Here is a 26,123-nt window from a genome sequence, read left to right as displayed (position 1 = left end):
CTTCGAGACAGCCCTTCGGGCTTCCTCAGGATGAGGTTGAAATTGTGGTGATCTCATAAAGATATCAAAACGATGACCTCATCCTGAGGAGGCGCGCCAGCGCCGTCTCGAAGGATGGGCTGCGCTTGCGGGCGGTGGCGCGGGACAACGCGACCGTCACAATTGCTCGACGTAATCGTCGAACGCCAGTTTGACGGTGTCGATGTGGGCGCGCATGACGTCCTGGGCGCCGCGCCGGTCGCCGCGCAGGATCGCCTCCACCACGCGGGAATGTTCCGCCTGCGAGCGCGCCAGCCGGCCCAGCGCGCGGAACTGCGCGCGGCGGAAGGGCGCCAGCCTGAGCCGCGTGGCGCGCGTCAGATCCGCCAGATAACCGTTGTGGCTGCCCTCATAGATCGCGTTGTGAAACAGCTCGTTGAGCGCGTGATAGCGCATCGGCTCGCCCGCGCGCATTTCTTCCGCCATGTTCGCCAGGATTTCCTCAAGCGCCCGGCGCTCGGCGGCGTTCATGTTCAACGCGGCAAGCCCGGCGCAGGCTGATTCCAGCTCCGCCATGGCGACGAACATTTCCTCCAGCATTTGCGCGGAAAGCGCCGCTACGAAGCTGCCGCGGTGCGGCCGCATCTCGACGAGTCCGCTGGTTTCCAATTGTCGCAGGGCCTCGCGGACCGGCGTGCGAGAGGCGTTGAACCGCGCCGCGAGGCTCATCTCGTCGAGCTGCTGACCGGGCTTCAAGGTGCCGCTGACGATCTCGTCGGCCAACTGAAGACGGATGTCTTCCGCCCGTGTCCGGTTCTGCGTTCCATTCCGGGTGCGGGCCGTTGTCCGGGGCTGCGGGGGCGGTGAAGCGGTCATCGGGTGTCTGGCCTGCGTCCGTCGGATGTGCGGGGCAACAGTCTATTGCGCCGGCGCGGCCTGATCCATGGTGCTGACGTGGGCGGCGGCAACCTTCCAGCCGTCGCCGGTGCGGATCCAGGTCTGCATCTGCCGGCCGACGGTGTCGGGCGCGCTCTCGCGATAATACAGCGTCGATGCGACGGCAGCGTCGCGGCCATAGGTGGTGATCACCGTGCGCGACAGGGTCCGCTGCAGTCCCTTGGACGGGCGGGCGGCGCGGAAGGCGGCGATCTCGTCGTAGCCGTAGAGGTTCTCGGACGCGCCATAGCGGATGGTGGTCGGGGCGTTGAGGAACAAGGTGTCCAGCACCGCCACGTCGTTGCCGACAAGCGCGGCCTCATAGGCGGCAAACGCGGCCTCGACCTCAGCCTTCACCTCCGGAATGTCGATCTGCATGGCGCTCTCCCCTGTTTGTGCCGATTGCATGCATGCAAGGAGTTCGCCAACCGCGATACGCTGTGCGGGCTCGCACCGCAAGGCTTCGGTGGCATGTAACTTGCTGATTTTTCCTTCACCTTGCCGATTTCCACGCCGACGAACCAACCCGCCCGGAAGAGCCCAAAAAATGAGCATCCTGATCCAGAACGGTTACGTCATTCCCGCCGCCAAGGCCGCGCATCTGCCGCGCGCCGACATTCTGGTGCGCGAGGGGCGCATCGCCGCCATCGGCGTGGATCTGCTCGGATCGCCGGGCATCGGGGGCGAGGGGCTGGAGATCGTCGACGCCTCCGACCGGCTGGTGTTGCCCGGCTTCGTCAACGCGCACACCCATTCCAACGAGAGTTTCGAGCAGGGGTTTTACGACGCGCTGCCGCTGGAAATCTGGCTGATGCACAAGTATCCGCCGTTCGCGCTGCCGCAGCTCGAGGAACGCGCGCACTACCTGCGCACCATGATCCTGGCGATCGAGTCGCTGCGCTCGGGCGTCACAACGGTGCAGGACGACCTGATCAACCAGCCGGGCGATCCGGCGGCGTTTGACGGCGCGGCCGCGGCCTATCGCGATCTGGGCCTGCGCGCCTCGATCACCACCTCCATGGGCGACCGCGACATGCTGGAGCCGCTGCCCTGGGCGAAGGACATGCTGGACCCGGAGCTGCATGCGCGGCTTGCGACGGTGAGGGCGCGGCCGACTGCGGATCACCTGGCGCTGTTTGAGCGGAATTTCGACAAATGGAGCGGGACGGCCAACGACCGGTTGCGGGTGATCCTGGGACCCGTCGGCCCGCAGTGGTGCTCGGACGCCTTGATGCAGGCGGCGACGGAGATCTCGCTGGCGCGCGGCATTTCTGTGCACACGCACACGCTGGAGAGCAAGACGCACGCGGTGCAGGCGGATCAGATCTACGGCAAGCCGCTGGTGGAGCATCTCGACGACATCGGCGTGCTGACGCCCAACTTCACGCTCAATCACGCCGTCTGGCTGACCGATCCGGAGATCGCGCTGCTGGGGGAGCGCGGCTCCTGCATGACCCACAATCCGCTGTCCAACCTCAAGCTGGGCGCGGGCATCGCGCGCATTCCCGATCTGTTGGCCGCCGGCGTGCCGATCGGCCTTGGCACCGACGGCACCTCGACGTCGGATCGCGCCGACATGTTCCGCTCCTTGGCGCTGGCCGCCGTCACGCATCGCGCCGGCGAGATGGATCACACGCGCTGGCCGACCGCCGAGGACGCCTTTGCCATGGCGACCACGGGGGCGGCGCGCACCGCCATGCTGGGCGACGACATCGGCACGCTGGAGGTGGGCAAGAAGGCGGACATCATTCTCATCGACCGCTCGGACTATGGATTGATCCCGCTCCACAAGCCGGTGCAGCAACTCACCTACGCGGTGAACTCCGAGGCCGTGCGCACGGTGTTGGTCGATGGCGTGGTGGTGATGCGCGAGCGCGAACTGACCATGATCGACGAACGCGCGATGAAGAACGAGATCCGGGAGGCTGCGGAGGACTATCTCAAGGTGCATGTGCCGCGCATGGAAGAGGCGGCAAAGCCTTGGGATCCCTACTGGAAGGCGTTCCAGCTGCGCGTGGCGCACACGGCGGTGCCCGCGTCCTCCGCCCCCGTGCGTCTGCCGTGCGGCTGCACGGTGGCCATGCCGCACACCAAGACGCCGTTTGCATGCGGGTAGGGGGGGCAATACCGGGAAAGTGGTTCGGACGGCGCTTCGCGCTGACGGTTCTCACCGATTGTCATCCCGGCCTCCGAGCCGGGACCCGACCTGCCGTTCAGCGAGCACCTGTGTCCGACCTTTGCGCCGCCGCGTTTTCTCCATCTCGCGAGCGCCTCGGCAAGCGGAAACCAGAGTGGGTCCGGCCCAGCGTCCGCCATGCGTCTGTCCTATTTGTTGTCTTTCGGTGCGGGCGCGACCGGCGCGCTGGCCGCGCCCCGGTCCTGCAGCGTCTTGGCGACGCGCAGCGCCAGATCCTCGCGCCACGGCGGCGCGATGACCTGCACGCCGATGGGGAGGTCCGCGCCATCGAGCCAGACGGGAACCGAGACCACCGGCAGACCGATGAAGGAGATCGGCTGGGTGAAGAGGCCGATATTGGGCCGCGCGGGCATGTCGACGCCGTCGAGCGTCACGGTTCTGGTGCCCGAGGGCAGGGCGTGGAACGGGGTGGAGGGTGCCAGAAGAATGTCGACGTTGTCGAACAGCGTCAGCATGCAGGCGTGGAACCAGCTCCGGAACCGCTGCGCCTGCACCGTCCAGGCGGCCGGCACCATGGCGCCGGAAAGAAACCGGTCGCGGGTGTCGGGATCGTAGTCGCCGGGGCGGCTTTGCAGCCGCTTGAGGTGCAGGGCGGAGGATTCCGACGTGGTGATGACATAGGCTGCGGCGCGCGCGCGGGCGGCCTCGGGAATGCCGATTTCGCGGCCCGCGCCGAGACTTGCCGCGATGGCGTCGACGGCGGCCAGCGCCTCGGGCATGGCGCGCTCGCGGAAATAGCCGCCGGCGACCGCAATCCGCAGGCCCGAGGCTCCCTTGGAGAGTTCGGCGAGAGTCGGCATGGGCGGCTTGTCGGCCTGCGCGTGATCGCGCGGATCCGCGCCCTGCAGCACGTCGTAGACCAGCGCCAGATCCTCGGCCGAGCGCGCCAGCGGACCGAGATGGTCGAGACTGGCGACAAAGGGATAGGTGCCGCCGCGCGAAAGCCGGCCGAAGGTGGGTTTCAGGCCGAACAGCCCGCAGAAGGAGGCGGGCACGCGGATGGAGCCGTTGGTGTCCGAGCCCATGGTCACAGGCACCATGCCGCTTGCCGCCGCCGTGCCCGAGCCACTCGAGGAGCCGCCGGACATGCGGGCGGGATCATGCGGGTTGAGCGCGTTGCCGTCGTGGACGTTTTCGCCTGTGAAATCATAGGCGTATTCGCCCATGTTGAGACCGCCGAGCAGCAGGCCGCCGGCCTGCGTCAGCTTCGAAACCAGCGTCGCGTCGGCGGTGGCGGGCGGGTTCTCGCGGTTGATCTTCGAGCCGGCGCGGGTCGTCACGCCCTCGATGTCGAAGAGATTCTTGACCGCATAAGGCACGCCCGCCAGCGGCAGATGTTCGCCGGAAGCCACCCTGGCGTCCACGGCGTCGGCCTCGGCCAGCGCGCGCGCGCCGGTGACGTCGGTGAAGGCGTTGAGCGCCTGGTTGAGCGCCTCGATGCGCTCGATCGCGGCGTTTGCCACGTCGCGCGCGCTGATGGCGCCGTCGTTGACGGCCTTCGCGGTTTCGGCTGCGGTCCAGGAGGCGAGGTCGCTGGTGGGGATGCTCATGGGATGAACACCGGCGCGGGCTCGATCTCGTCGTCGAGCGGGAAGTCGAGGACAAGGGCGGCGGCGGCGGCGGTCGCGGCCATGTTGGCGACGACGGAAGGGCGCCAGTCCTCCTCGATCGTCAGGCCCATGACCGTCTCCATGTGAGCGACATGGGCTGCGGCATCGAACGGCGGGGTGTCTGTATCGGTCACGCGGCGGTCTCCCTGGATACGGCGGCACTCAGGGCCGCGAGCGGCGCAGTCCAGCCCACGATGGCGCCCTGGGCGCGGATCATGTCGAGCGTAGCCGCCTTGAAGGCGGGAAAATAGCTCTCGGTCGCGTCCTCGATCAGCAGGCACTCGAAACCGCGGTCGTTGGCCTCGCGCATGGTGGTCTGGACGCAGACCTCCGTGGTGACGCCGGCGAAGACCAGCGTGCGGGTGCCGAGATCGGCGAGGATGCTGGTCAGTTCCGTGGCATAGAAGGCGCCCTTGCCGGGCTTGTCGACCACGAATTCGCCCTCGACGGGCGCGCAGGCCGCGACGATCTGGCAGCCCGGCTCGCCGCGGATGAGGACGCGGCCCATGGGGCCCTCGTCGCCGATGCGCAAGTGTGGCGCACCGCGCGTGCGCTTAGCCTCGGGACAATCGGAGAGATCGGGACGATGCGCCTCGCGAGTGTGGATCACCGGCCAGCCGTGGGCGCGAAACAGCGCCAGAAGACCTTTGGTCGCCTCGACGGCGGGCGCGAGCAGCGAGACGTCGTTGCCGAGTGTTTCGCCGAAGCCGCCGGGCTCGATGAAGTCGCGCTGCATGTCGATGACGATCAGCGCGACCGTCTTCGGATCGAAGGAGAGGTCGAAGGGAAGGGCGGGGACGGTGATCATCAGTGCTGCCCCGCCATGGCGTGGCCGATGGTCTTGCGGTCCGTCTCGCCGATGGGTGAGGTGTAGGAGATGCGCCCCTCGGACATGACCGCGACCGTGTCGGCCAGCTCCAGGATCTCGTCGAGGTCCTCGGAGACCAGCAGCACGGCGGCGCCGCGGTTGCGCTGGTCCATGATCTGGGCGCGGATTTCCGCGACCGAGGCGAAATCCAGCCCGAAGCACGGGTTGGCGACGATGAGCACGTCCACGTCGCCGGAGATCTCGCGCGCTAGGATGGCGCGCTGCACGTTGCCGCCCGACAGGTTCTCGATCGGCTCCTCGGGCGAGGGCGTCTTGACGCGATAGGCGGCGATCAGCTCGCGGGCGCGCTGGCGCATGGGCAGCGGAGACAGCCAGCCGCGCCATGGGGAAATGGGGGCCTTGTCGAAGGTGCGAAACGCCATGTTCTCGGCCACGCTCATGCGCGGCACGGCCACGTTCTTCAATGGCTCCTCGGAAAAGCCGTAGACCTTGAAGCGGTCCATCTGGCCGCGTTCGGGCTCGTAGGGCGCGCCGTCGATGAAGATGCGGCCGTCGGTGAGCGCGCGCTGGCCCGACAGCGTCTCGATCAGTTCCGACTGGCCGTTGCCGGAAACACCCGCGATGCCGAGGATCTCGCCGGAACGGATTTTCACGCTGATGGCTTCCAGCGCCGGCAGTTCCTCGTCGTCCATGGCGAAGAGGCCGGCGAGTTCCAGTTTCACCAAAGGCGCGTTGTGGCGCACGCGCTCGGAGCGTTCGCGCAACTGGGTGTCTCCGATCATCATGTGGCTCATCTCGTCGATCGAAAGATCCGATACCTTGCCGGAACCCACCATCCGCCCGCGGCGGAGCACGGTGACCTCGTCGGCGAAGGCGGTCACCTCGCGGAACTTGTGGGTGATCATCAGGATCGTCAGATCGCCCGACTTGGTCATGCCGCGCAGCAGGCCGAGGATCTCGTCGGCCTCGTCCGGCGTGAGCACCGAGGTGGGCTCGTCGAGGATCAGAAACCGCTGGTCGAGATAGAGCTGCTTGAGGATTTCCAGCTTCTGCTTCTCGCCGGCCGACAGCCCCGAGACCGGCACATCGAGCGGCACCTTGAAGGGCGTGGTCTCGAGAAAGGCCTCCAGCGCCGCGATCTCCTTGCGCCAGTCGATCACGGCGGGCGTGTCGGCGCGGGAGATCACCAGGTTCTCGGCCGCCGTCAGCGAGGGCACCAAGGTGAAATGCTGGTAGACCATGCCGATGCCGTGGGCGTGGGCCGCGCGCGGGTTGGGGATCGCCGCTTCCTTGCCGTCGACCATCATCTGACCGTGGGTGGGCTGGTAGAAGCCCATCATGCATTTGACCAGCGTCGACTTGCCGGCGCCGTTCTCGCCCAGCAGCGCGTGGAAGGAGCCGGGGCGCACGTGGATGGAGACGTCGTCGAGCGCCTTGAGCGCGCCGAAGTGCTTGCTCATGCCCAGCGTCTCGACGCCGACGGCGCGCATTCCGTTGGTCTCACGTGCTGCTGCGGAGTGTGTCACGGGAGAACTCCTTGAGGGCTGGTCGCGGGGCGGGTGGCGATGAGCGCGACGGGGCCGCCGCCGTCGGGCCCCTGGTGCTCGGCGCCGCCGGAGACGTAAATCTCGCTGGTGCCGACAAGCGCGCCAAGCGCTCCCGCGACAAAGGCGCGGGCGTGGCGGGTGGCGGAAATATCGCTGTCGTCGAGCATGGTGTGGCGCGCGCCGCGCAGGCTTCCCGTGCTGCCCGGCTCGGCCTTGGCGAGAAGGGCGACGAGGCGCTGGCGCTCGGGTAGGGCCAATTGGCCGTCGGCGGCAAAGCCCAGGCGTTTGAGGGCCGCACGCACGGGCTCGACATCGATGCCGTCGGCCATCACGGCATGATCGACGACCAGCGGGCCGGACCAGTCGGCGCTCATGCCAAGAACCACGATCTCGTGGTTGAGCAGTTCGACGCCGGCCGAGGTGCTGGCGCGCGAGGACCACAGGTTCGTGTCGCGGACGATCGATGCGTCGGTGATGCCGGCGGCTTCGATCTCGCCCAGCGCCACGGCGACGCCGAGCGCCGATGCGCCCCTCGAATAGCCCATAGATTTCAGCGTGTCGCGGATGGCGACGGTCTCGTTGCGGGCATCGGCTGAAGCAATACGCTCGGCGGTGAGCAGCGGGCATTTGATCTGCACGAAATGCACGTCCGCCGGATCGCTGATGCCGACATCCGTCATTGCGGCGCGCACGCCGTCGGCCACAAGCGCGACCTGTTGTATGCGGCCGAGATGCTCGGGCCGAAGGGGCGCGGTCAGCGCGCTGCCGATGGCGAGCGCCGGGCAGCCGCCCGCCTCCGCCTTGCCGCTTTCGAAAACGACGATGTGCGGCGACAGCGCGCCTTCCGTGCCGCCGGACATGACGTAGGCGATGCGCTCGAGCGCCTCACGGTCGAGATGTCCGGACAGCGCCTGCTTGAGCGCGGAGACGGAAAAGGCGCGGGTGAAGTCGTTGACGCAGCCGTTGCCCTCGGTCTTGCCGAGAATGGCGATGATGCCGGCGGGATCGATCCGGCCATCGCCGATCGCCGCCATCAGACCGGATACGTCGTCCGGTGCGCTTGTGGCGATGCGGTGGACCTTGGCCTGGCGCATCACCCGATCCCTTCGAGAAACTGCGCGCTGGTGGCCACCGCGCCGAAGACGCCGCCCTGCATCTTCACCATGTCCAGCGCCGCGAGGTGGTTTTCCAGCTTGGTGGCCGCCGTGCAGTCGGACAGCAGCAGGCATTCGTAGCCGCGGTCGTTGGCGTCGCGCATGGTGGTGTGCACGCAAACGTCAGTGGTTACGCCCGTCAGCACGATGTTGCGGATGCCTTTGGTTTGCAGAACCAGATCGAAGTCGGTGGCGAGGAAGCTGCCCTTGCCGGGCTTGTCGATGATGGGCTCGCCGGCGATTGGCTGCAGCTCGGGGATGATTTCCCATCCCGGCTCACCGCGCACGAGAATACGCCCGCAGGGGCCCTGGTCGCCGATGCCCGCGCCGATGCGCTGCGAGCGCCAGCGCTTGTTCGCCGGCAGATCGGAGAGGTCCGGCCTGTGACCTTCGCGGGTATGGATGACGGTGAAGCCACGCGCGCGGACGCCTTCGAGCAGCCGGGCGATCGGCTCGATCGGCGCGCGCGTCAGCTGAATGTCGTAGCCCATGGAATCCACGTAGCCGCCGGGTGCGCAGAAATCGACCTGCATGTCGATGACCACGATCGCCGTATTTTCCGGTCGGAGATCGCCGTCGAACGGCCAGGCATAAGGATCGGAGGCCACCGTCCGGCCGCCCGGCACCATGGCTTGATCGATGCGTTCGTCGAGGGTTGTCATGGGCGGAACCCCGGGATGGCTTTTGTAGCGACCGAGGATGCGGCCCATCCTTCGAGACGGGCCTTGCGGCCATCCTCAGGAGGAGGAGGAGTGTGTCGAAGCGTTTGAGAAACATGCGCTGTCAACCCGACGGCCTCATCGTGAGGAGCCCGCGCGAGCGGGCGTCTCGAAGGATGGGCGGCTTGTTGCCGGGCGCGGCGCGGCGTCCTGTTGACCTCATTCCGCGGCATCGCTGAGATCCTTTTCGCCGAAGGCGCGCGTGGGAGCCGGGAAGCCGCACGACGTGCCGTCGGTGTGCAGGACAGAGTCCTCCCAGGGCAGCCGGTAGGCACCGGCGGCAAGGTCGTGCATGTAGGTGTAGGGACAGTCCTGCGCGCCGCCCTTCACCGCCACATAGCCGCGGTGGCCGAACTGGTAGATGTTGTTCTCCACCCCCCAGTTGAGGCGCGCCTCGCGCACCAGGTCGGGGCGGACTTCCGCGGTGATGATCTCGTTGGCACGTCCCGTGGTGCCGTGGGCGATGATCGTGCCGTCGAAGTTGACGATCATGCCCTCGCCCATGGAATCGAAGCTGCCGTCGGAGCCGCACATGCAGACGTTGGCGGTGACCATCAGGTTGCAGAAGGCGTTGGACTGGTTGGTGAAGCCCCAGGACTGGCGGATGGGCGCGGTGTAGCCGGCGGTGCGGATCATGATTTCCGCGCCCTTGTAGGCGCACTCGCGCGCCATCTCGGGGAACATGCCGTCGTGGCAGATGATCAGCGACAGCTTGCAGCCCTTCGGCCCCTCGATCACCGGAATGCCGACGTCGCCCGGCTCCCACGGCTCGACGGGCACCCAGGGGTGCAGTTTGCGGTAGTAGAGTTTCAGCTCTCCGGTGTTGTCGATGATCAGGCCGGAGTTGTAGGGCATGCCGCCGGGGTTGCGCTCCATGATGGAGAAGCAGCCCCAGATGTCGTGGTCGATGCAGGCCTGCTTGAAGGCCGCGACCTCGGGGCCGTCGAGCGTGCACATGATCTCCGGGTTGGTGTCCATCGACAACCCGTGCAGGGCGTACTCAGGAAACACCACCAGATCCATGGTCGCCATGTTGCGCCGCGCCTTGGCGACCATGTCGACGATCACCTGCGTCTGGGCCGCGAGATCCGCCCTGGTGACCACGGTGGGCAGTTGCAGCTGCACCATGCCCAGGACAACGCCGTTCGGAGATTTGTTGAGACCGCCCAGACCGTTCATGATCAATGCGTCCCTTTCTTCATTTGGTGATAGAGAGTTCGCCCGGCGCGCCCTTGAGCGAGCGTTTGGGCGAGACGCTGGCGATCATGATCAGCAGCGTCATGATGTAGGGAGCGGCGTTGAAGAAGTGGTAGCCGCGCGAGATGCCGATTGACTGAAGAGCGGGACCCAGCGCGCCTGCCGCGCCGAACAGAAGGGCGGCGGCGAAGCAGTAGAGCGGGTTCCAGCGGGCGAAGATCACCAGCGCCACGGCCATCAGTCCCTGACCCGAGGACAGGCCCTCCGTCCAGCTTCCGGGGTAGTAGAGCGACAGGAACGAGCCGCCGACACCGGCGAAGAAGCCGCCCAGCATGGTGGAGAGCAGGCGCACGCGGTTGACGTCGATGCCCAGCGCAAGGGCTGCGGGCGCGCTGTCGCCGGTGGTGCGCACGATGAGCCCGGCGCGGGTGTTCTTCAGCGCCCACCACATGGCCACGGCGAGCACGATGCCGAGCAGGAACAGTGGATTGATTTCCAGCGCCTGGCGCACCGAGGCGCTGTCCGACCAGCCGCCCAGCGACAGCGACGGCAGACGCGGGGCCTGCGGCTGGATGTAGGGCTTGCCGAAGAAGAACGCCAAGCCGGTGCCGAACAGCATGAGCGCGATGCCGATGGCAATGTCATTGACCTTCGGTAGACGGCACAGCATGCCGTGCAGGGCGCCGAAGGCGGAGCCGGAGAAGCCCGCGATCAGCACGCCGAGCCAGGGCGAGCCGGTGTGATAGGAGATGGCGTAGCCGGTCATGGCCCCGAAGACCAGCGTACCTTCCAGGCCAAGATTGATGCGGCCGGATTTCTCCGTCAGCAGTTCGCCCAGGGAGACGAAGAGAAACGGGGTGGAGACGCGAATGGCGCCGGCGAACATCGCCAGCAGCACGGTGGCAAGATCCGCTCCGGTGCTCATGATGCGTCTCCTTTGGCGCGAAACAGCGCCAGGCGGCCGTAGAAGGTCTCGCTGACCAGCACGGTGAGGAAGATCAGGCCCTGCAGCACCAGCACGGTGGCGTCGGGCAGGTCCATGCGCCGCTGGATCAGCCCGCCCGAGGCCGCGATGCCGCCGAGGAAGATGGCGACCGGCACGATGACCAGCGGGTTGTGGCGGGCGAGGAAGGACACGAGAATTCCCGTGAAGCCGTAACCGGCGATCAGCGAGGCGTTGGCTTTGCCGTGGATTGCGGCGACCTCGAAGAAGCCGGCCAGGCCCGCGCAGGCCCCGGCGATGGCGCAGGAAATCACCATCAGCTTGCCCACCGGCAGGCCTTGCGCCTGGGCGGCGCGCAGGTTGCCGCCGGTGATCCGGGCGGCGAAGCCGAAGGTGGTGCGGTTCATCAGGATGTAGAGCGCCACACACAGCAGGATGCCGACGACCAGGCCCCAGTGCACGTCGGTGCCCGGAATCGCGCCGATCATGTTGTCACGGCCAATCGGCATGGTGGAGGGCTTGTTGGGATCCGACGGATCGCGCAGCGCGCCCTCGACGAAGAAGTTCAGGATCGAAACGGCGATGTAGAACAGCAGCAGCGAGGAGATGGTCTCATTGACGCCGCGATAGTGGCGCAGCACGCCGACGAAGCCGATCCACAGCCCGCCGCAGATGGCGGCGGCGAGCGCCATGACGGTGAGGATCAGGAAGGGCGGCGCCCAGGGAATAAACGGGATGGCGATGGCGCCCGCGCCGAAACCGCCGAGCACCAGCGCGCCTTCGCCGCCGATGATCACCAGTCCCAGCCGCGCCGGAATGGCGACGCAGAGCGCGGTGAGCACCAGGGGGCGGAGCGCACCAGGGAATTCTGCCAGGAGAAGCTGGTGCCGAAGCCGCCGCGCCAGACCAGCGAGAAGAAGTCGACCGGCGACTTGCCCAAAAGCAGCAGGAAGACGGAGAACAGCAGTCCGGAGATCACCAGCGCGAGGATCGGAATGACCACATATTCCGAGGAACGGCGGACCCGGTCGACCCATTCCGCGAAGGGGCGCGCGGAGGCCGCGTATGTCGTCGGTTCTGCGGCATCGACCATGTCGTCACTCCTGCCTGGCGGCCCGTTGGGGGCGCATTGCGGTCCGGGACACCCCGGGGGCGCCACGACGGATGGCTGCACCCCCTCTCCCCGTGGGGAGAGGGGTCGGGCATTATCCATGCGGCTACTGGGTCCCGGCTCTCCGCTTCCGCTTCGGCCGGGATGACACCTGAAGTTCCGCGTCCCGCCCTATGTGATCGAGCCGACGACGCCTTCGAGCAGGTAGTCGGTCTGGTCGAGCGCGGGCTCGTAGTTGTCGAGGCTGGCGCCAGCCTCGAGCAGCACCGAGCCGTCCTGCTTCTTGAGCGGACCGGTGAAGATCGGCTTGCCGGATTTCACCTCGGCGCGGGCCGCGTCGGCGGCCGAAATCGCCGCCTCGGTTGCGCCTGCGCCATAGGCTGTGGACTGGACGAAATCGACGTCGAAACCGCCGCCGGTGAAGTTCGGCAGCTCCTTGCCCTCGGCCAGGTCGGTGGCGAACTGCTTGTAGATGGTCGCCCACTTGTATTCCGCGCCGGTGATGAAGCCCTTGGGCGCCAGCGGCGCCTGGGAGGCGTTGTGGCCGCAGCATTTCACGCCGCGTCCCTCGGCCGTCTCTATGACCACCTTGGGGCCGTCCACATGACAGGTGAGCACGTCGCAGCCCGCATCCACCAGCGCGTTGGCGGCTTCCGCCTCGCGCACCGGCATGGACCATTCGCCGGTGAAGATCACCTGGACGGTGGCGTCCGGATTGACCTTCTTCGCACCCAGCAGGAAGGAATTGATGTTGCGCAGCACGGTGCCGATGGGCTTGGCGGCGACGAAGCCGAGCTTGTTGGTGGTGGTGGAGAGGCCGGCGGCGATGCCGTCGACGTAATGCGCCTGATCGAGATAGCCGAAGTAGGAACCGGCGTTCATCGGATCGGTGTCCTTGTTCCACAGCGGGGCCGCGTGGCGGAACTGGACGTCGGGGTATTTGGCGGCGAGGTCGAGCACGAAGGGCTTGTAGTAGCCAAACGAGGTCGCGAACAGCAGGTTCGCGCCGTCGAGATTGATCATCGACTCCATCGACTTGGAGACGGCGATGGTTTCGGGAACGCTCTCTTCCTCCACGACGGTGACGCCGGGAACCTCTTTCAGTGCGGCCGCTGCGACCGCGTGGGCCTGGTTCCAGCCGTAGTCGTCGCGCGGGCCGACGTAGACGATGCCCACCGTCAGGCCGGCGGCGGAGGCCAGCTTGGGGAAACCAGCGGCGGCCAGGCCCAGGATGCCGGCGGCGGACCCTTGCAGCAGGGACCGGCGGGACAGTTCGAATTTCGACATGATCAGCTCCTTTGCGTGTCACCGTGACGGCGGGCTGCGCCTCGCCGGCGATCGGACCTCGCCGAGAAGAACTGCAACCGGCATGCCAAGGCGGTGCGGCGGCGGGCGGATTCGGCCCCCGCGCCGCAAGAAATTTTCAAATATTTGTTTTCGCTTGAGAATTCAGGGCCCGCGTGCGGCCCCGGCCGGAGCCTTGGCTCCCGCATGGAAAAGGCGCCCTCAGAGGCGCCCTTTCCATTGCATGCAATCTATGTGTTTGTGACTAATTTTTCAGCACACATGACGCGTGGCGCTTTTTCAGCCCTGCGCGCTCTTCACCGCGGCGTAGGTGGCGTCGAGGCGGCCCTTGAGATAGTCGGCGGCGGAGACGGGCGGATATTTTGCCGGGTTCGCGGCGCTTTCGCACGACGGCAGGCAGGCGACGGTGGCGTCCGGGTTGGGGTCGAGGAAAAACGCCACCGAATAGCGTTCGCGTCCGCTTGCATTGACCACCCGGTGCGGGGTGGAGACATAGGTGTCGTTGGTCCAGCGCATCAGGCAGTCGCCGATGTTGCACACGAAGGCCCCGGGAACGGTCGGCGCCTTGATCCAGGCGCCGTCGCGGCGCTGGACCTCCAGCCCACCGACATCATCGGGCAGCAGAATCGTGACGTTGCCGTAGTCGGTGTGGGTGCCCGCGCCGGCCTGGCCGGCTTCCGCTACCGGCGGATGCGGCGGATAGTGCAGCAGGCGCAACGTCGCCATCGGCGCGTCGAGCTTGTCCTCGAAAAACAGCGGATCCGCGCCCAGGTCGGTGGCGATGGCCCGGTGCAGTCGGCGGCCGAGGGTCCAGACGACGTCGAAATACGCCAGCATGGTCTCGCGCCAGCCGCCGATCTCCGGCCACTGGTTGACGGCGCGGAACGGCTCCCCGGAGAGAATCCGCGGGTCGTCGGCCGCCAGATCGAGGCCGATGTTGTAGGCCTCCTTCAGATCGGCGGGCTTGGTGGGATCGAGGCTTTCGCCCTTCATCGGCACATAGCCGCGGTTGCTCGCAAAGAAGCCCTCGGTGAGCTTCATTTTCGTCTCCACCGGCTCGGCGAAGAACGCGTGCGACGCCTTGAACACACTGTCGATGAGCGCCGTGTCGACGCCGTGGCCGCTGATGTAGAAGAACCCGGTCTCGCGCGCGGCGCGGCCCAGTTCGCGCGCCACATGCTCCGTGCCGGCGGGCTGGCCCGAGACGAGCGGGGCGAGATCGATGATCGGCAGGCTGTCGGTGCTCATGGTGGTCTCCTGCGGCGTCTGATTTCCTAGCGGGCGGCTTCGGCGCGGCGGGCGACATAGGCGCGCCAGTCGCCCAGCGCCGTGATGTCGTCCGCGCCCTCAAGCGCCTCTGGCTCTACCAGAAAGCCCTTGACGCTGCGGCCGTCCTCCAAAAGCACGGTGCCGATGCTCATGGGCGAGGGGACGCCGGCCACGAAAATCCCGAAGCCGGCCGGGGTCATGGCCCAGAGTTCCAGCGCGATCGCGCCGCCGCTGCCCTTGGGGCCGCGCAGCATGCCCGGCTTGGGCACGGACTGGCCGGTGAGCGCATAGAGCCGGTAGTCGGCGCTGGTGCGCGCGCTCTCGACGAAACGCGCATCAAGCCGGGTCAACTCGCCGTTCAGCGGCATGCCGCGCAGATGCGCACCGACCACCGCGAGGAGGATCTCGCCGGGGGCGGGGGGTGTTTCTGGGGCGGCAAGGGTCATGGTGCGGTTCCGGGCATGGTTCTGAGGCGGAGTGGCCAGTTCGATCCGCCGGCCGGATCCGTGTGACACCGAGTGGTGAAAGAATCCAGATTGCATGCAATCATGTTTACCGGGAATGCTCCAGATCAAAGATTCAACGGCCTCAAACGGCGACTTTGAAAATTTACTGTTGTTTTTCAGTTCATTGGAGCCGAAACATGAGCCCGCCAGGCACATCGGGAATTGCCTGTAAAATAGGCGCCCGGGCGCGAGACGCCGGCCTGCGTTTCGATCCCAGGTGGAAACCGCTGACGACCGCACGGCATATCTGGTCAGAAATCGGGCCTCGGCAGGGGGGGCTGAGAGGGGAAGCTCGCGATTCCGCAAATGCAGTTGGCGTAGCCGAGACACGGTATCTGGCAACTGGCGTCAGCATTTGAATGGAGACATTGACGGATGACCGGCTGCGGTCGATGTGTGGATGCAATGAGTGTGGGGCCATTGGCGCCCACCGGTCATGAGGCGCCTCAACTGTGAGACGTTGGTTTTGCGCTCAATCGTGCGGAGTTGGCGGAGCGCGGAGCATTGTATGGCTGTCTTCGATGTTTGAAGGACGCACTTTCGTACTGGATGGTTTTTCCGTGGTAGGAAATGGAAATTCTAGTTCATTGATTTCTAACGTGTAAAAGGACGTTCGCATTGGCTGATTCGGAACAGAAGAAAACCAGGCGCTGGCCTGTTGTGATAGTCACGATAATTTTTATTCTGCTTATGGACCAGTTCTTATCGTCCGTGGCAGATGCGATCGTTTTGGCGCGTGGCGCGGGTTACGATAACCGATTAAGAGAAGTAAAACTTGATTATGTCAACGGAGAGATAATGCAGGAATGCCAATTCAGTTATGCGTTTCCATTTTATTTCTATCGGACTTGTTTTTGCGGTGGAACGTCAGGTAGGAAGCAAGGATTAAAGCATGAGTATTTTTATTTCACCTATCAGAAGCCCATTCCGCTATCATACAGCTTTATGATGCTAGGTAAACATTCGATTTATAGTCAATTTATATGTACGTATCGTCTTCCAGGCACGGCAGTTAAGTATCCTAAGTTGGCTGAAGGCAAGTGAGTTGAGTCTTTGTGGCTTAATTTATTGATTTAATATGGTTTGGCGGGGGGGATGATGGGCGATCTGGATATTGAAACATACCTGCGGTTGTCGAATTTGTCGTACTATCATTTCAATAATACTACGGAATATGGTGGCTATGGTTCCTTTGAGGAGGTCGTAAACGGCCGTTCCACTTCCGTACCTTGTGGATAACGTAGCGACCAATACCCGAACGCCGACTGGACTTGTTGCCCATTCATGTTTTTCGGTTGAATAAATGAGTTGTTAGTCGCGTTTTCCCAGACGCGAAATATTCAAGGTCTTATCGGATCAATTTTGGGAAAAAGGCCTTCCGAAGAACAATGCTTCGAGAAGGCAAATGGTACGCCCAAGGGGAATCGAACCCCTGTCTCCGCCGTGAAAGGGCGACGTCCTAACCGCTAGACGATGGGCGCCCAGGTCGCGTTGCCGCGACGTGTTGGCGGTTTATAGTGAGCTTTGAACACGCCCGCAAGGGGGGATGTCCGGATTTCACAGCCGATTTTCAAGTTTGCCGCCGGCCCCGGAAACGGGTGGCAATCCCTTGGTTTACAGACGGTTTTGACAGCGTCGGCCTGTGGAAAGCGCGCGGATGCCATTGTCGCGGGAGCGTGCGGGCCGTGCGTGGTCGGTGGGAATCGGCGTGTGCCACGAGATGCGTGCCGGGCGGGTGGTGCGTCGCGCGCAGGCAGGGCCCGCCGCGCGACACGCCGCCGGGATCCTACCAATGGCCGGTGTTTTCCATCGAGGCCCAGGGTTCGGCCGGGGCCTTGGCCTCGCCCTTCTGCAGCAGCTCGATGGAGATGTTGTCGGGCGAGCGGACGAAGGCCATGTTGCCGTCGCGCGGCGGGCGGTTGATGGTCACGCCGGCGGCCTGCAGTTTGGCGCAGGTGTCGTAGATATCGTCCACCTCGAAGGCAAGATGGCCGAAATTGCGTCCCTCGCCGTATTCTTCCGGGTCCCAGTTGTAGGTCAATTCAAGCAGCGGCGCGCGGGTGTCGCGGCCGGACTGTTCGTCCTCGGAGGCCGCGAGGAACACCAGCGTAAACCGTCCCGCGTCGTGGTTCACACGGCGGACCTCGGTCATGCCCATCTTGTTGCAATAGAAGTCGAGCGCCTTGTCCAGATCGGCCACGCGCACCATGGTGTGCAAGTATCGCATCTTGTCCCTCTCTCGGTCCGGCGGTATTCGCCGGTGCCCGTTCGGTTGTCGTTCGATCGCGGGCGGCGGTCATCCCGCTGCAATTGTGCAAGGCCGCTTGCGCCGGGCTCGCGGTGCCGCGTCGCGGCACGCGTCCGCCTCGACATGCATGTCCGGTTGGCCTCGTCCCTGTCGATATGGCGGAAGCAGACATGTTTGCAAGCGCGGCGGCAATTTCGTGGCCGCAAACAGGCAGGATGCCGGAGAGGGAGCCCGTTGTCGGGCGTCCGGTTCGCCCGGCATGACGCAATGGATCGTTCAGGCGCGATACTGGGCATGACAACCGTTGTTTGCGAAGCGACTTTGCGGCAATTCAGGCCTTGGCGGCGCGGCGGAAACTCTGCGATCACGCGAATGTGAACGCTTGTCTTTGCCTGTCCGCAGGGCGTGCGCAGGCCGGTCCATGCGGTCTTTTCGGATCCCTGAAATGCGCATCTTCTGTCCCCGCGGCGGAGCAGCAGAACGCGTGCGGGGATGGCCGCGGACGCGCGAATCATCCGGACAAATGGTGCGCCGACCGGGGGGCAGGGCGCATGGCGCAACGGCTGTCTATCGCTGAAAATCCAGTCTGTTGGTGACGTTGCGTTACGGTTTTGCGTGACGGTTCGACGCCGATTCAATCGGTTGAAACGACATGGCGGTTTGGTGGTTGGGGGCCGTGCGCCTGAGCGTGTCCGCGATTGCGGCGCCAGGCCTGCGCGTTGGCTTTCGCGCCCGGCGCAAGACGCGCAGCGCATAGTATTATCATGAATAGTAGCATTCAGTATTTTGACGAGGGACGGTGTTTTAGCTCTAGCGGTTCGGTAACCGAATGTTATCCTTTGATTAAGGAATCAGCAGCGAGCGGACTGCTGTTGTAGATGCGGCGTTGAGGCGAGGCGAAGTGATGGGGGCGAAGTTTGCGTCGAGTTCCCGTCCTTTCGAGGACATTGTCGAGGTCGATGAGGCTGCTGTCGACGTTCTTGAAGTGGCGGGCACGATCAAATGGTTCGATGTTGCGAAGGGCTACGGCTTCGTCATTCCTGATGACGGTTCCGAAGACGTCCTTTTGCACGTGACATGTCTGCGACGCGACGGCTACCAGACCGCCTATGAGGGATCTCGCGTCGTTTGCGAGGTGCTGAACCGGCCAAAGGGCCTGCAGGCGTTCCGCATCCTGTCGATGGACGAATCCACCGCCATTCACCCCTCCCAGCTGCCGCCCTCGCGCACCCATGTGCAGGTCACGCCGAGCGGCGACTACGAGAAGGCCACCGTGAAGTGGTTCAACCGGGTCAAGGGTTACGGCTTCCTGACCAAAGGCGACGGCACGCCGGATATTTTCGTGCATATGGAGACCCTGCGCCGTTATGGCCTGACGGAATTGCGCCCCGGCCAGACGGTTCTGGTGCGCTTCGGCGAAGGTCCCAAGGGGCTGATGGTTGCCGAGATCCGGCCCGACGGGCCGAGCCACATCCCGCAGTCGCATTGATCGCGGACGTGGGGATTGCCTTGGTGAGCGGTTTTCCAACGCGACTGAAATCGCTGCACCTCCGGATGCGCGTGGTCTCCCGGGCCGGTCCCGGGCTCGCCGCTTTTCTTGTCGCACTCCTGCTTTTCGTCACGGCGCTTGCGTTTCCGGCGCAGCCGCTCGTCGCGCAGCCGCTGAGGGAACTTGCCGCGCCCGTCGAACGGCTGAGTGTCGTGACGGAGACGGGTGCGCACACGTTCAATGTCGAGATCGCCGAGACCAACGAAGAGCGCGCCCGGGGGTTGATGTTCCGCACGGAAATGGCGCCCGACCATGGCATGCTGTTTGATTTCGGCCGCATGCAGGAGACCTACTTCTGGATGAAGAACACGCCCTTGCCGCTCGACATGGTGTTCATCCGCGAGAACGGTACGGTTGCCAACATTGCCCAATACACCACGCCTTTTTCCGAAACCCCGGTCCCTTCGCACGGACCGGTGCGCTTCGTGCTGGAACTGGTTGGCGGCACGGCGCACGCGATCGGACTGAAGGCCGGCGACCGGGTCGTGCACGCGCGCATCGCGTCCGGCGACTGAGCGGCTCATGCACTTTGTGGGGTTGTCGCGGGACAACCGCGCGGAAGCGCTTGCAGGCGTGCGGTCAAGTCGTGTATCCCAGCGTCGTGACGATGAATACGGGGCGTGGCGCAGTCTGGTAGCGCACCTGGTTTGGGACCAGGGGGTCGCAGGTTCGAATCCTGCTGCCCCGACCATCGTCGGATGTCTCAGCCCGCCGGGCGGCGCCGACGTCCGACCGGCCCGCCGCACGGATTGTTCACATCCGTCCGGCAGTCTTCTACCGGGGCTGCGAGGGCCCTTCCGGGCGGTGAATGCCTGGCCGCGATGACGGTTCATTGATACGGGAATGGCGATCATGGTTGCGCGCATTTATCGTCCCGCCAAAACGGCGATGCAGTCGGGCAAGGCAAAGAACAGCTGGGTGCTCGATTACGAGCAGGAAGCCCGGCGTTCGATCGAACCGCTGATGGGCTACACATCGTCCTCGGACATGAAAAGCCAGCTCAGACTGAGTTTTGAGACCAGGGAAGAGGCGATCGCCTACGCCGAGCGCAACGGCATTTCCTATCGCATCAGCGACGCCAAGGAGCGCCGCCCGCGCCCCATGACCTATTCCGACAATTTCAAGTACAATCGCACTGCTCCCTGGACGCACTAGCGCCATCCCCGGGGCGAGAGCGAACCGGCTTCGAACGACCCTGATCGTTGCGGCGGGCCGCGCTCGGCCGCGAATGCAAGGATCAAGGCAACGGTTCAATGGCCCCGTAGCTCAGCTGGATAGAGCACCGGACTTCTAATCCGACGGTCGCAGGTTCGAATCCTGCCGGGGTCACCACTGTTTGCCTGTCCAACCGGGAGACATGGATAACGGTTTGCGCGAACGGCACGGGTTGCAGTCTTGTGCGCTCAGCTTCTTCGCTCCAAAACCATTGGCATTCATCTTACTGTTGTTTCTTTCACTATCCCATTTTGCGCATGGCTCGCGGCCGCGGTTCGCCGCGATGGCGGGCGCGAAGAGCACATATGTTTCCACAGGTTGGCGGATCTGACGCAACGGTTCTCGCGGTTGCATCCTGCAATTGCTCGATTTGTCGCGCCCTCATTAAGCTCCGGGAAAGCATCACGGCGTGTTGGCAGGGAAACGCCGCCTGGAAGATGGTATTGTTGCAAAATCAAAAGATTTTCATTGAATTTCAGAGGGTCTGCAATGCCGGTAACCCAGTTGGTTGAGTTGGCGCGCGATCGCAGCGCCAAGGGACGGACCGCCCTGGCGAAAGCCATCACGGAGATGTTCTTCGGCGGCGGACGCATTCCAGGGGACGTTGAAAAGCGGCTCTTCGGCGACGTCGTGGCGCGGATCCTCGATCAGGTCGCGGACGAATTGCGCGCCGAGATCATCGAGCAGATCGCCGAAACCGAGCATGTGGATCGCGAACTCGTGTTGCAGCTCGCCTGTGAGGATCCGGTGGTCTCGCGGCCGATCCTCGCCAAGTCGCCTCTGCTTTACGACGAGGACCTGGCGCACATCGCGCGCCATCACGGCGAAGAGCATCAACTTGCGATCGCGTCCCGGCCGGTGATTTCCGAAGCTGTGACTGACGTTCTGTCGGAGGTCGGCGGCATCGACGTGCTGCGCTGCCTGGTGGACAACCGTGGCGCGCGCTTTTCCATGTTCGGTCTCGGCACGCTGCTGTCGCGCGGCGGCGAGGATGCCGAAATCCAGAAGAATCTCGCCACGCGGGGCGCCGAGGAACAGGCGTTCGGCGGCAACCTGCAGGCATCGTTGACCGATGAGTTGCGCCAGCGGCTCGGCGCGTTCGCGGCGCTGGTTGACGACGGTCACTTCGAGGAGGCGGCGGTGCGCGCGGCGATGCTGATCGACGCGGGCCTGAAGAACCGCGAAGAGCGCAAGGTGCAACGCGCGGCATTGCTGCAGACGACCCGCGAGGGCAAACGATCGCTGGATTCGATCATCGCCGAGCTGGCGATGGAGGACCGCTTCGCGGACTGCGTCTGGCTGGTGGCCAGTATCCTGCGTCTCGAGGAGTGCACGGTGCAGAAGGCGCTGCTGCAAAGCGACCTTTCGTCGATCATCGTATTGTGCCGGGCCACGGGCATGGGCATGCAGGGCTTTTGCACCTTCGCCAATATTGCCTGCCGCAGGCTGGGACGCTCGGATGCCGAGGCGGTTGGGCTTGCACGTGACTTCAATCGGATGCGTCAGGATGATGCACGCCGCACGCTGTTGCTGATCCGTGAGGGACAGCGCAGCGAACTGGCCCGCAGCAGAGATGCGGTCGCCGCCTGAACCATCTTCTTCCCAGGCAAGCCGGGCCCCCGAGACACGGGGGCCCGTTGTGCGTTCGGTTGTCCGCCGTCCCGTCACTTGGCGGTTGAATCCGGGGCCGGCGTGTGACACCTCATTGCACAATCTCGATTTTTTGCGCGCGCTGCTGTAGGAGTGTCGCGCGAACGTCCCGTTGTGGGATGGCAGTTGCACGGAGCCTGCTGTGAGCCAACCCCCGGACCGGCCCGAAACAGACGGACCAGACACGGATTTGCCTGAGGCGAACAACCTGGAGACGGGGGGCGGGGAGCCCGGCGCTGTCGAATCGTCGGCGCCTGCCCAGTCCGAGGCGACCGATGCGGCGCACGCAGGCTCTGCGGCGAATGCGGCCAACCGGGATGGCGATCCGGTCCCGCGGGTGCCGATGACGCCGCCACCGCGCTGGCTGCGCGCGGCTTCCGCGCCGGGTGTCGCGCCGCTGCTGCTGACGCTTCTGGCGTTGGCGATGTTCCTGCCCGGTTTCTGGCTGGTGCCGCCGCTCGACCGCGATGAGCCGCGCTTCGCGCAGGCCTCCAAGCAAATGCTGGAGACCGGAGACTACGTCGATATCCGCTATCAGGAGGCCACGCGCCACAAGAAGCCCGTGGGCATCTACTGGCTGCAGGTGGCGGCCGCGAAAATCACCGGCTTTGAGGCGGATGCGCCGATCTGGGTCTACCGGTTGCCGTCGCTGATCGGCGCCGTGCTGGCCGTTCTCCTGACATTCTGGACCGCCAGGGCCTTCACCGGGCCGCCGGTTGCGTTCATCGCGGCGGCGTTCGTGGCCATGGCCATCGTCGTGGGCGTGGAGGCGAGGCTGGCCAAGGCAGATGCCGTGCTGTTGGCCTCCATCGTTGCGGCGCAAGGCGCGTTGGCGCGCTGCTGGCTTTCCGCGCGGGCCAAACAGTCGTGGGGGCTGGTTTTCGTTTTCTGGACGGCGCTGGCGGTCAGCATCGTGATCAAGGGACCCGTGGGCGTGATGGTCGTCGGCCTGACGATCCTGACGCTTGTGGTGTTCACCCGCCGCGCGCGCTGGCTTTCGTCTCTGCGGCCGATCCCCGGAGCATTGTACCTGCTGGTGCTGGTGCTGCCGTGGTTTGTCGCCATCGGCATTGCGACCGATGGCGGCTTTTATGCCGAGGCGATCGGCCGCGACATGCTCGGCAAGGTGGGGCAGGGTCAGGAAGGTCATGGCGCGCCTCCGGGCGTCCATCTTGCGGCGATGTTCGGCACGTTCTGGCCGATGGCCGCCTTGATGCTTCCCGCGGCCGGAGCGGTGATCCGCGACCGGCGTACGGCCGTGGTGCAATTCTGTCTCGCCTGGGCGGTGCCGAGCTGGATCGTCTTCGAGCTGGTGGCGACCAAACTGCCGCATTACACGATGCCGCTGCTGCCGGCGCTGGCGATCCTTACCGCCTACGGTGTGGCGCGGGCGGCGGACATGCCGCCGCGGCGGGTGCTCGTCTGGATTGCCGCGGCGCTGCTGGCGCTGGTGCCGCTGGGGCTTCTTGTCGCCAGCATTGCGGCGCCGCTGTATCTGGGAGCAGCGCCGTCGCCCGCGGGCGTGGTGCTGTGCGCCTTTGCCGCGCCGGCGGGTTTCTTCACTGCGCGCTTCCTCGTGCGCACCCGCAATCTCCTTGGTACGGTGCCGCGCGCCGGTGCAACCGCGCTCTTGATCTACGTGGCTGTGTGGGGCTTTGTGTTTCCGGCCCTGTCGCCGATCTGGATCAGCTCGCGTCTGACACAGGCTGTGGCCGAGGTGTCACAGTGTGCGGATCCCGAGGTCATGAGCGTCGGGTTCAACGAACCAAGCTTTGTATTTCTCAATGGAACCGATACACGCTTGGCGGCGCCCGACGCGGCGGTGCCGTGGATGCAGGGCGCCGGCTGTCGCATCCTGGTGATTGACGCGCCGTACGAGGCGGCGTTCGTTGAGCGCGCGGCCCGGGACGGCGTGAGCGTGACCCTCGCCGGACGGGTTGCCGGCGTGAACATCAACGGCGGCCGGACACTGGATATCGGCATCTACCGGAAGACAGAGAATTGAGCGACAGGCGTTCCCACATCTTGCAGCCCAGAGGTCCGTTGTCCCGTTTGCTGAAGAGCCAGCGGGGCATCCGTGCGCGTGCGCGGGCGGCGAATGTCTGGCAGCGTATGAAGGCCAATTGGGCTGAGTTTCGCCAGAATTTTGCGCGGCGACGTCATCGTATCGCGCCGGGTGCGGCGGCCCAGCCGGCCGGCCACCGGCCGCAGGACCTCTTGGCGGTGTTGATGCTCACGGTGGGCATTGCCGTAATCGCGCTCGATGCGCCGTCCTATCCCTGGATCCGGTCGCTGCCGCAGGAATACCGGGCGTTCTTCGGCGCGATCACCGACATCGGCAAGTCGCACTGGATCTTGTGGACGAGCGGGCTGTTTCTGATCTTCGCCATGGGGCTGGACTGGCGGGCGTTGTCGTTTCGCGTCCGTATGGGACTTACGATTTTCTGGACCTATCTCGCCTTCATCTTCTTCACCGTGGCATCCAGCGGCATTGCGGCGTTGGCCCTGAAGTGGACACTGGGCCGGCCGCGTCCGAAGCTCTTCGAGCAGGTCGGACCGATGGGTTTCGATTTCCTGGCCTTCCACATCCACTATACGAGCTTTCCGTCCGGTCACTCGACCACGGTTGCAGCGCTCGCCGCGGCGCTGTGCCTGATCTTTCCCGCATGGCTCTGGTTGATCGCCGTGGTGGCGTTCTGGCTGGCGTTTTCGCGCATCATGGTCGGCGCGCATTATCCCTCTGACGTCATTGCCGGAACCCTCCTCGGTCTGTCGGTGACCTTGGCGACCGGGCGTTATCTCGCGCTCAGGCGTATCGGCTTCAAGCTGACGCCGGGCGCGGGCATCCGGCCGATTGTCTCCGGCGCCACCGCGCGCCGGTGTGCCGTGGCCATGGCAAGCGCGGGATACGCCGCCGTATGGACCTCGCGGCCCGCGTCGGCTACCAACGCGGATCCAATATCAAACGCAACAGATCCGGCGGATGCCGGGTCCGAAACACCGAAGTCATGACATGAGTGCATCGAAGACGTCCTCCACAAACCAGGCGGTGCCGGCGTCGCAGGGCGGCGTCGAGGTCACCGTGGTGGTGCCGGCCAAGGACGAGATCGGCAATCTCCCGGGTCTTGTGGCCGAGATCGAGAGCGCATTGGCCGGCCGGGTGTTTGAGGTCGTGGTCATCGACGACGGCTCGAGCGACGGCACCACCGGATGGCTTGAGACCCAGGCGCGGGCGCACGCCTGGATGCGGCCGCTGCGGCATGCGGCCGCCTGCGGGCAGAGCGCGGCGGTGCGGTCGGGACTGCTGCATGCGCGCGGCGCCATCGTGGTGACAATCGACGGCGACGGACAGAACGATCCCGCCTATATTCCCGCGCTTCTGGCCGCTCTTGAGGCTGGGGGCCTTCGGTGGCGCTGGCCGCGGGCCAGCGGCTCGGGCGCAAGGCGAGCCTGTTCAAGCGCTACGCCTCCAGGTTCGCCAATAAGTTGCGCGGCGCGATCCTCAAGGACAACACGCGCGATTCCGGCTGCGGGCTGAAGGCCCTGCGGCGCGAGGTGTTTCTGCGGCTGCCGTATTTCGACAGCTGGCACCGGTTTCTGCCGGCGCTGGTGATCCGCGAGGGGTTTGGCATCGTGCATGTCGACGTGGTCGATCGCGAACGTATGCACGGCGCGTCGAAATACGGCGTGTTCGACCGCGCGCTGATCGGTGCGCTGGATCTGTTCGGCGTGTGGTGGCTGCGCCGCAGGCGCAAGGCGATTCCCGTCGTCTCGGAGATCGCGTGACATGACCGCAAGCACTTGGTTCGACGCATTCGCCGCATGGCTGCATCAGGTCTTCGTCGTTCAGTTCGACGTCTGGGTGATCCTCGGTCTCGTGGCCCAGGCGTTGTTCATGATGCGCTTCGTGGTGCAGTGGATCGCATCCGAACGGGTGGGCCGGTCGATCGTGCCGGTCGCCTTCTGGTTCTTCTCGATCGGCGGTGGTCTGCTGCTGCTGGTCTATTCCGTCATCCGGCAGGATCCGGTGTTCATCGCGGGCCAGTCGCTTGGCCTGATCATCTATTTTCGCAACCTGTATTTCATATTCCGCGAGAAAAAACAGGCGCGCACGGAGGCGGAAACGCCATAAGGGGCTTGCGCCCGGTGTTTTTGGCCG

The 26,123-nt window shown here is 65.1% G+C and carries 23 protein-coding genes, 3 tRNA genes and 2 pseudogenes; 12 read left to right on the top strand and 16 right to left on the bottom strand.

The features are described 5' to 3' along the window. Positions 1-156 precede the first annotated feature (156 nt). Both D1F64_RS14020 and hpxZ read right to left on the bottom strand, forming a co-directional pair. On the bottom strand, positions 157-774 hold the full coding sequence (locus D1F64_RS14020) for a GntR family transcriptional regulator (protein ID WP_248304780.1): 618 nt from the start codon (positions 772-774) through the stop codon (positions 157-159). 123 nt (positions 775-897) lie between these two features. Further along, the gene (gene hpxZ, locus D1F64_RS14015) at positions 898-1,293 is read right to left on the bottom strand and encodes an oxalurate catabolism protein HpxZ (RefSeq protein ID WP_117412930.1); all 396 of its coding nucleotides are present in this window, start codon (positions 1,291-1,293) and stop codon (positions 898-900) included. Positions 1,294-1,462: 169 nt separating this feature from the next. Between hpxZ and D1F64_RS14010 the strand changes: the two genes are divergently transcribed. After that, positions 1,463-3,031, top strand: a complete 1,569-nt coding sequence (locus D1F64_RS14010) for an amidohydrolase (RefSeq protein ID WP_162901553.1) — start codon at positions 1,463-1,465, stop codon at positions 3,029-3,031. Between the two features lie 209 nt (positions 3,032-3,240). Here D1F64_RS14010 and D1F64_RS14005 read toward each other — a convergent pair whose 3' ends face one another. The 12 genes and pseudogenes from D1F64_RS14005 to D1F64_RS13950 all read right to left on the bottom strand — a co-directional run bounded on the left by D1F64_RS14005 (position 3,241) and on the right by D1F64_RS13950 (position 15,242). Then, positions 3,241-4,662, bottom strand: a complete 1,422-nt coding sequence (locus tag D1F64_RS14005; RefSeq protein WP_117412928.1) for an AtzE family amidohydrolase — start codon at positions 4,660-4,662, stop codon at positions 3,241-3,243. Continuing rightward, positions 4,659-4,856, bottom strand: coding sequence for a DUF4089 domain-containing protein (locus D1F64_RS14000; protein ID WP_248304465.1), 198 nt, complete (start codon positions 4,854-4,856; stop codon positions 4,659-4,661). Before D1F64_RS14000 ends, D1F64_RS14005 begins: the two co-directional genes overlap by 4 nt. Then, on the bottom strand, positions 4,853-5,530 hold the full coding sequence (locus D1F64_RS13995) for an isochorismatase family cysteine hydrolase (protein WP_117412926.1): 678 nt from the start codon (positions 5,528-5,530) through the stop codon (positions 4,853-4,855). Before D1F64_RS13995 ends, D1F64_RS14000 begins: the two co-directional genes overlap by 4 nt. After that, a complete protein-coding gene (locus D1F64_RS13990; protein WP_117412925.1) occupies positions 5,530-7,041 on the bottom strand; it encodes an ABC transporter ATP-binding protein in 1,512 nt (503 codons plus the stop codon). The genes D1F64_RS13995 and D1F64_RS13990 overlap by 1 nt, the downstream gene beginning before the upstream one ends. Positions 7,042-7,073: 32 nt before the next feature. Then, a complete protein-coding gene (locus D1F64_RS13985) occupies positions 7,074-8,192 on the bottom strand; it encodes a ring-opening amidohydrolase (protein ID WP_117412924.1) in 1,119 nt (372 codons plus the stop codon). Continuing rightward, positions 8,192-8,881, bottom strand: a complete 690-nt coding sequence (locus D1F64_RS13980) for an isochorismatase family cysteine hydrolase (protein ID WP_117414613.1) — start codon at positions 8,879-8,881, stop codon at positions 8,192-8,194. Before D1F64_RS13980 ends, D1F64_RS13985 begins: the two co-directional genes overlap by 1 nt. 249 nt (positions 8,882-9,130) lie before the next feature. Continuing rightward, positions 9,131-10,150 (bottom strand): formamidase, encoded by a 1,020-nt coding sequence (locus tag D1F64_RS13975; RefSeq protein ID WP_117412923.1) that lies wholly within the window; start codon positions 10,148-10,150, stop codon positions 9,131-9,133. A 19-nt stretch (positions 10,151-10,169) separates the two neighbouring features. Beyond that, the gene (locus D1F64_RS13970; RefSeq protein WP_117412922.1) at positions 10,170-11,093 is read right to left on the bottom strand and encodes an ABC transporter permease; all 924 of its coding nucleotides are present in this window, start codon (positions 11,091-11,093) and stop codon (positions 10,170-10,172) included. Further along, positions 11,090-12,204 (bottom strand): annotated as a pseudogene (locus tag D1F64_RS13965) (ABC transporter permease). Before D1F64_RS13965 ends, D1F64_RS13970 begins: the two are co-directional and overlap by 4 nt. A gap of 189 nt (positions 12,205-12,393) precedes the next feature. Further along, positions 12,394-13,509, bottom strand: coding sequence for a BMP family ABC transporter substrate-binding protein (locus D1F64_RS13960; protein WP_117412921.1), 1,116 nt, complete (start codon positions 13,507-13,509; stop codon positions 12,394-12,396). A gap of 297 nt (positions 13,510-13,806) precedes the next feature. Then, positions 13,807-14,775: a 2-oxoglutarate and iron-dependent oxygenase domain-containing protein gene (locus D1F64_RS13955; RefSeq protein ID WP_117412920.1), complete on the bottom strand. Its 969-nt coding sequence runs from the start codon at positions 14,773-14,775 to the stop codon at positions 13,807-13,809. A gap of 26 nt (positions 14,776-14,801) precedes the next feature. Continuing rightward, on the bottom strand, positions 14,802-15,242 hold the full coding sequence (locus D1F64_RS13950; RefSeq protein ID WP_162901552.1) for a hypothetical protein: 441 nt from the start codon (positions 15,240-15,242) through the stop codon (positions 14,802-14,804). Between the two features lie 678 nt (positions 15,243-15,920). Here D1F64_RS13950 and D1F64_RS23435 point away from each other — a divergent pair. Continuing rightward, positions 15,921-16,346, top strand: coding sequence for a hypothetical protein (locus D1F64_RS23435; RefSeq protein ID WP_162901551.1), 426 nt, complete (start codon positions 15,921-15,923; stop codon positions 16,344-16,346). A 362-nt stretch (positions 16,347-16,708) separates the two neighbouring features. On the opposite strand, the gene D1F64_RS13945 is transcribed toward D1F64_RS23435, so the two are convergent. Both D1F64_RS13945 and gloA read right to left on the bottom strand, forming a co-directional pair. Next, positions 16,709-16,783, bottom strand: a tRNA-Glu gene (locus tag D1F64_RS13945). Between the two features lie 305 nt (positions 16,784-17,088). Beyond that, the gene (gene gloA, locus D1F64_RS13940) at positions 17,089-17,529 is read right to left on the bottom strand and encodes a lactoylglutathione lyase (protein ID WP_117412918.1); all 441 of its coding nucleotides are present in this window, start codon (positions 17,527-17,529) and stop codon (positions 17,089-17,091) included. Positions 17,530-18,454: 925 nt separating this feature from the next. Between gloA and D1F64_RS13935 the strand changes: the two genes are divergently transcribed. From D1F64_RS13935 to D1F64_RS13890, 10 genes and pseudogenes are all read left to right on the top strand, one after another. Further along, on the top strand, positions 18,455-19,039 hold the full coding sequence (locus D1F64_RS13935) for a cold-shock protein (protein ID WP_117412917.1): 585 nt from the start codon (positions 18,455-18,457) through the stop codon (positions 19,037-19,039). Positions 19,040-19,062: 23 nt separating this feature from the next. Then, complete coding sequence (locus tag D1F64_RS13930; RefSeq protein ID WP_248304464.1) at positions 19,063-19,614, top strand: DUF192 domain-containing protein; 552 nt, start codon at positions 19,063-19,065, stop codon at positions 19,612-19,614. Positions 19,615-19,713: 99 nt separating this feature from the next. Next, positions 19,714-19,790, top strand: a tRNA-Pro gene (locus D1F64_RS13925). A 161-nt stretch (positions 19,791-19,951) separates the two neighbouring features. Further along, positions 19,952-20,254: an ETC complex I subunit gene (locus D1F64_RS13920; protein ID WP_117414611.1), complete on the top strand. Its 303-nt coding sequence runs from the start codon at positions 19,952-19,954 to the stop codon at positions 20,252-20,254. A 100-nt stretch (positions 20,255-20,354) separates the two neighbouring features. Next, positions 20,355-20,431, top strand: a tRNA-Arg gene (locus D1F64_RS13915). 63 nt (positions 20,432-20,494) lie between these two features. Then, positions 20,495-21,904, top strand: a complete 1,410-nt coding sequence (locus tag D1F64_RS13910; protein WP_162901550.1) for a DUF2336 domain-containing protein — start codon at positions 20,495-20,497, stop codon at positions 21,902-21,904. A 202-nt stretch (positions 21,905-22,106) separates the two neighbouring features. Continuing rightward, positions 22,107-23,969: a glycosyltransferase family 39 protein gene (locus D1F64_RS13905; RefSeq protein ID WP_205470477.1), complete on the top strand. Its 1,863-nt coding sequence runs from the start codon at positions 22,107-22,109 to the stop codon at positions 23,967-23,969. Between the two features lie 218 nt (positions 23,970-24,187). After that, a complete protein-coding gene (locus tag D1F64_RS13900; RefSeq protein ID WP_248304779.1) occupies positions 24,188-24,976 on the top strand; it encodes a phosphatase PAP2 family protein in 789 nt (262 codons plus the stop codon). A gap of 1 nt (position 24,977) precedes the next feature. Next, a pseudogene (locus D1F64_RS13895) lies at positions 24,978-25,750 on the top strand (glycosyltransferase family 2 protein). A 1-nt stretch (position 25,751) separates the two neighbouring features. Then, positions 25,752-26,096, top strand: a complete 345-nt coding sequence (locus tag D1F64_RS13890; protein ID WP_117412915.1) for a lipid-A-disaccharide synthase N-terminal domain-containing protein — start codon at positions 25,752-25,754, stop codon at positions 26,094-26,096. Positions 26,097-26,123: the final 27 nt, after the last annotated feature.

This window comes from Breoghania sp. L-A4 (assembly GCF_003432385.1).
Classification (GTDB): Bacteria; Pseudomonadota; Alphaproteobacteria; order Rhizobiales; family Stappiaceae; genus Breoghania.
The sequence above is the reverse complement of the archived record's forward strand: the minus strand, read 5'-3'. Positions and strand labels throughout refer to the sequence as shown.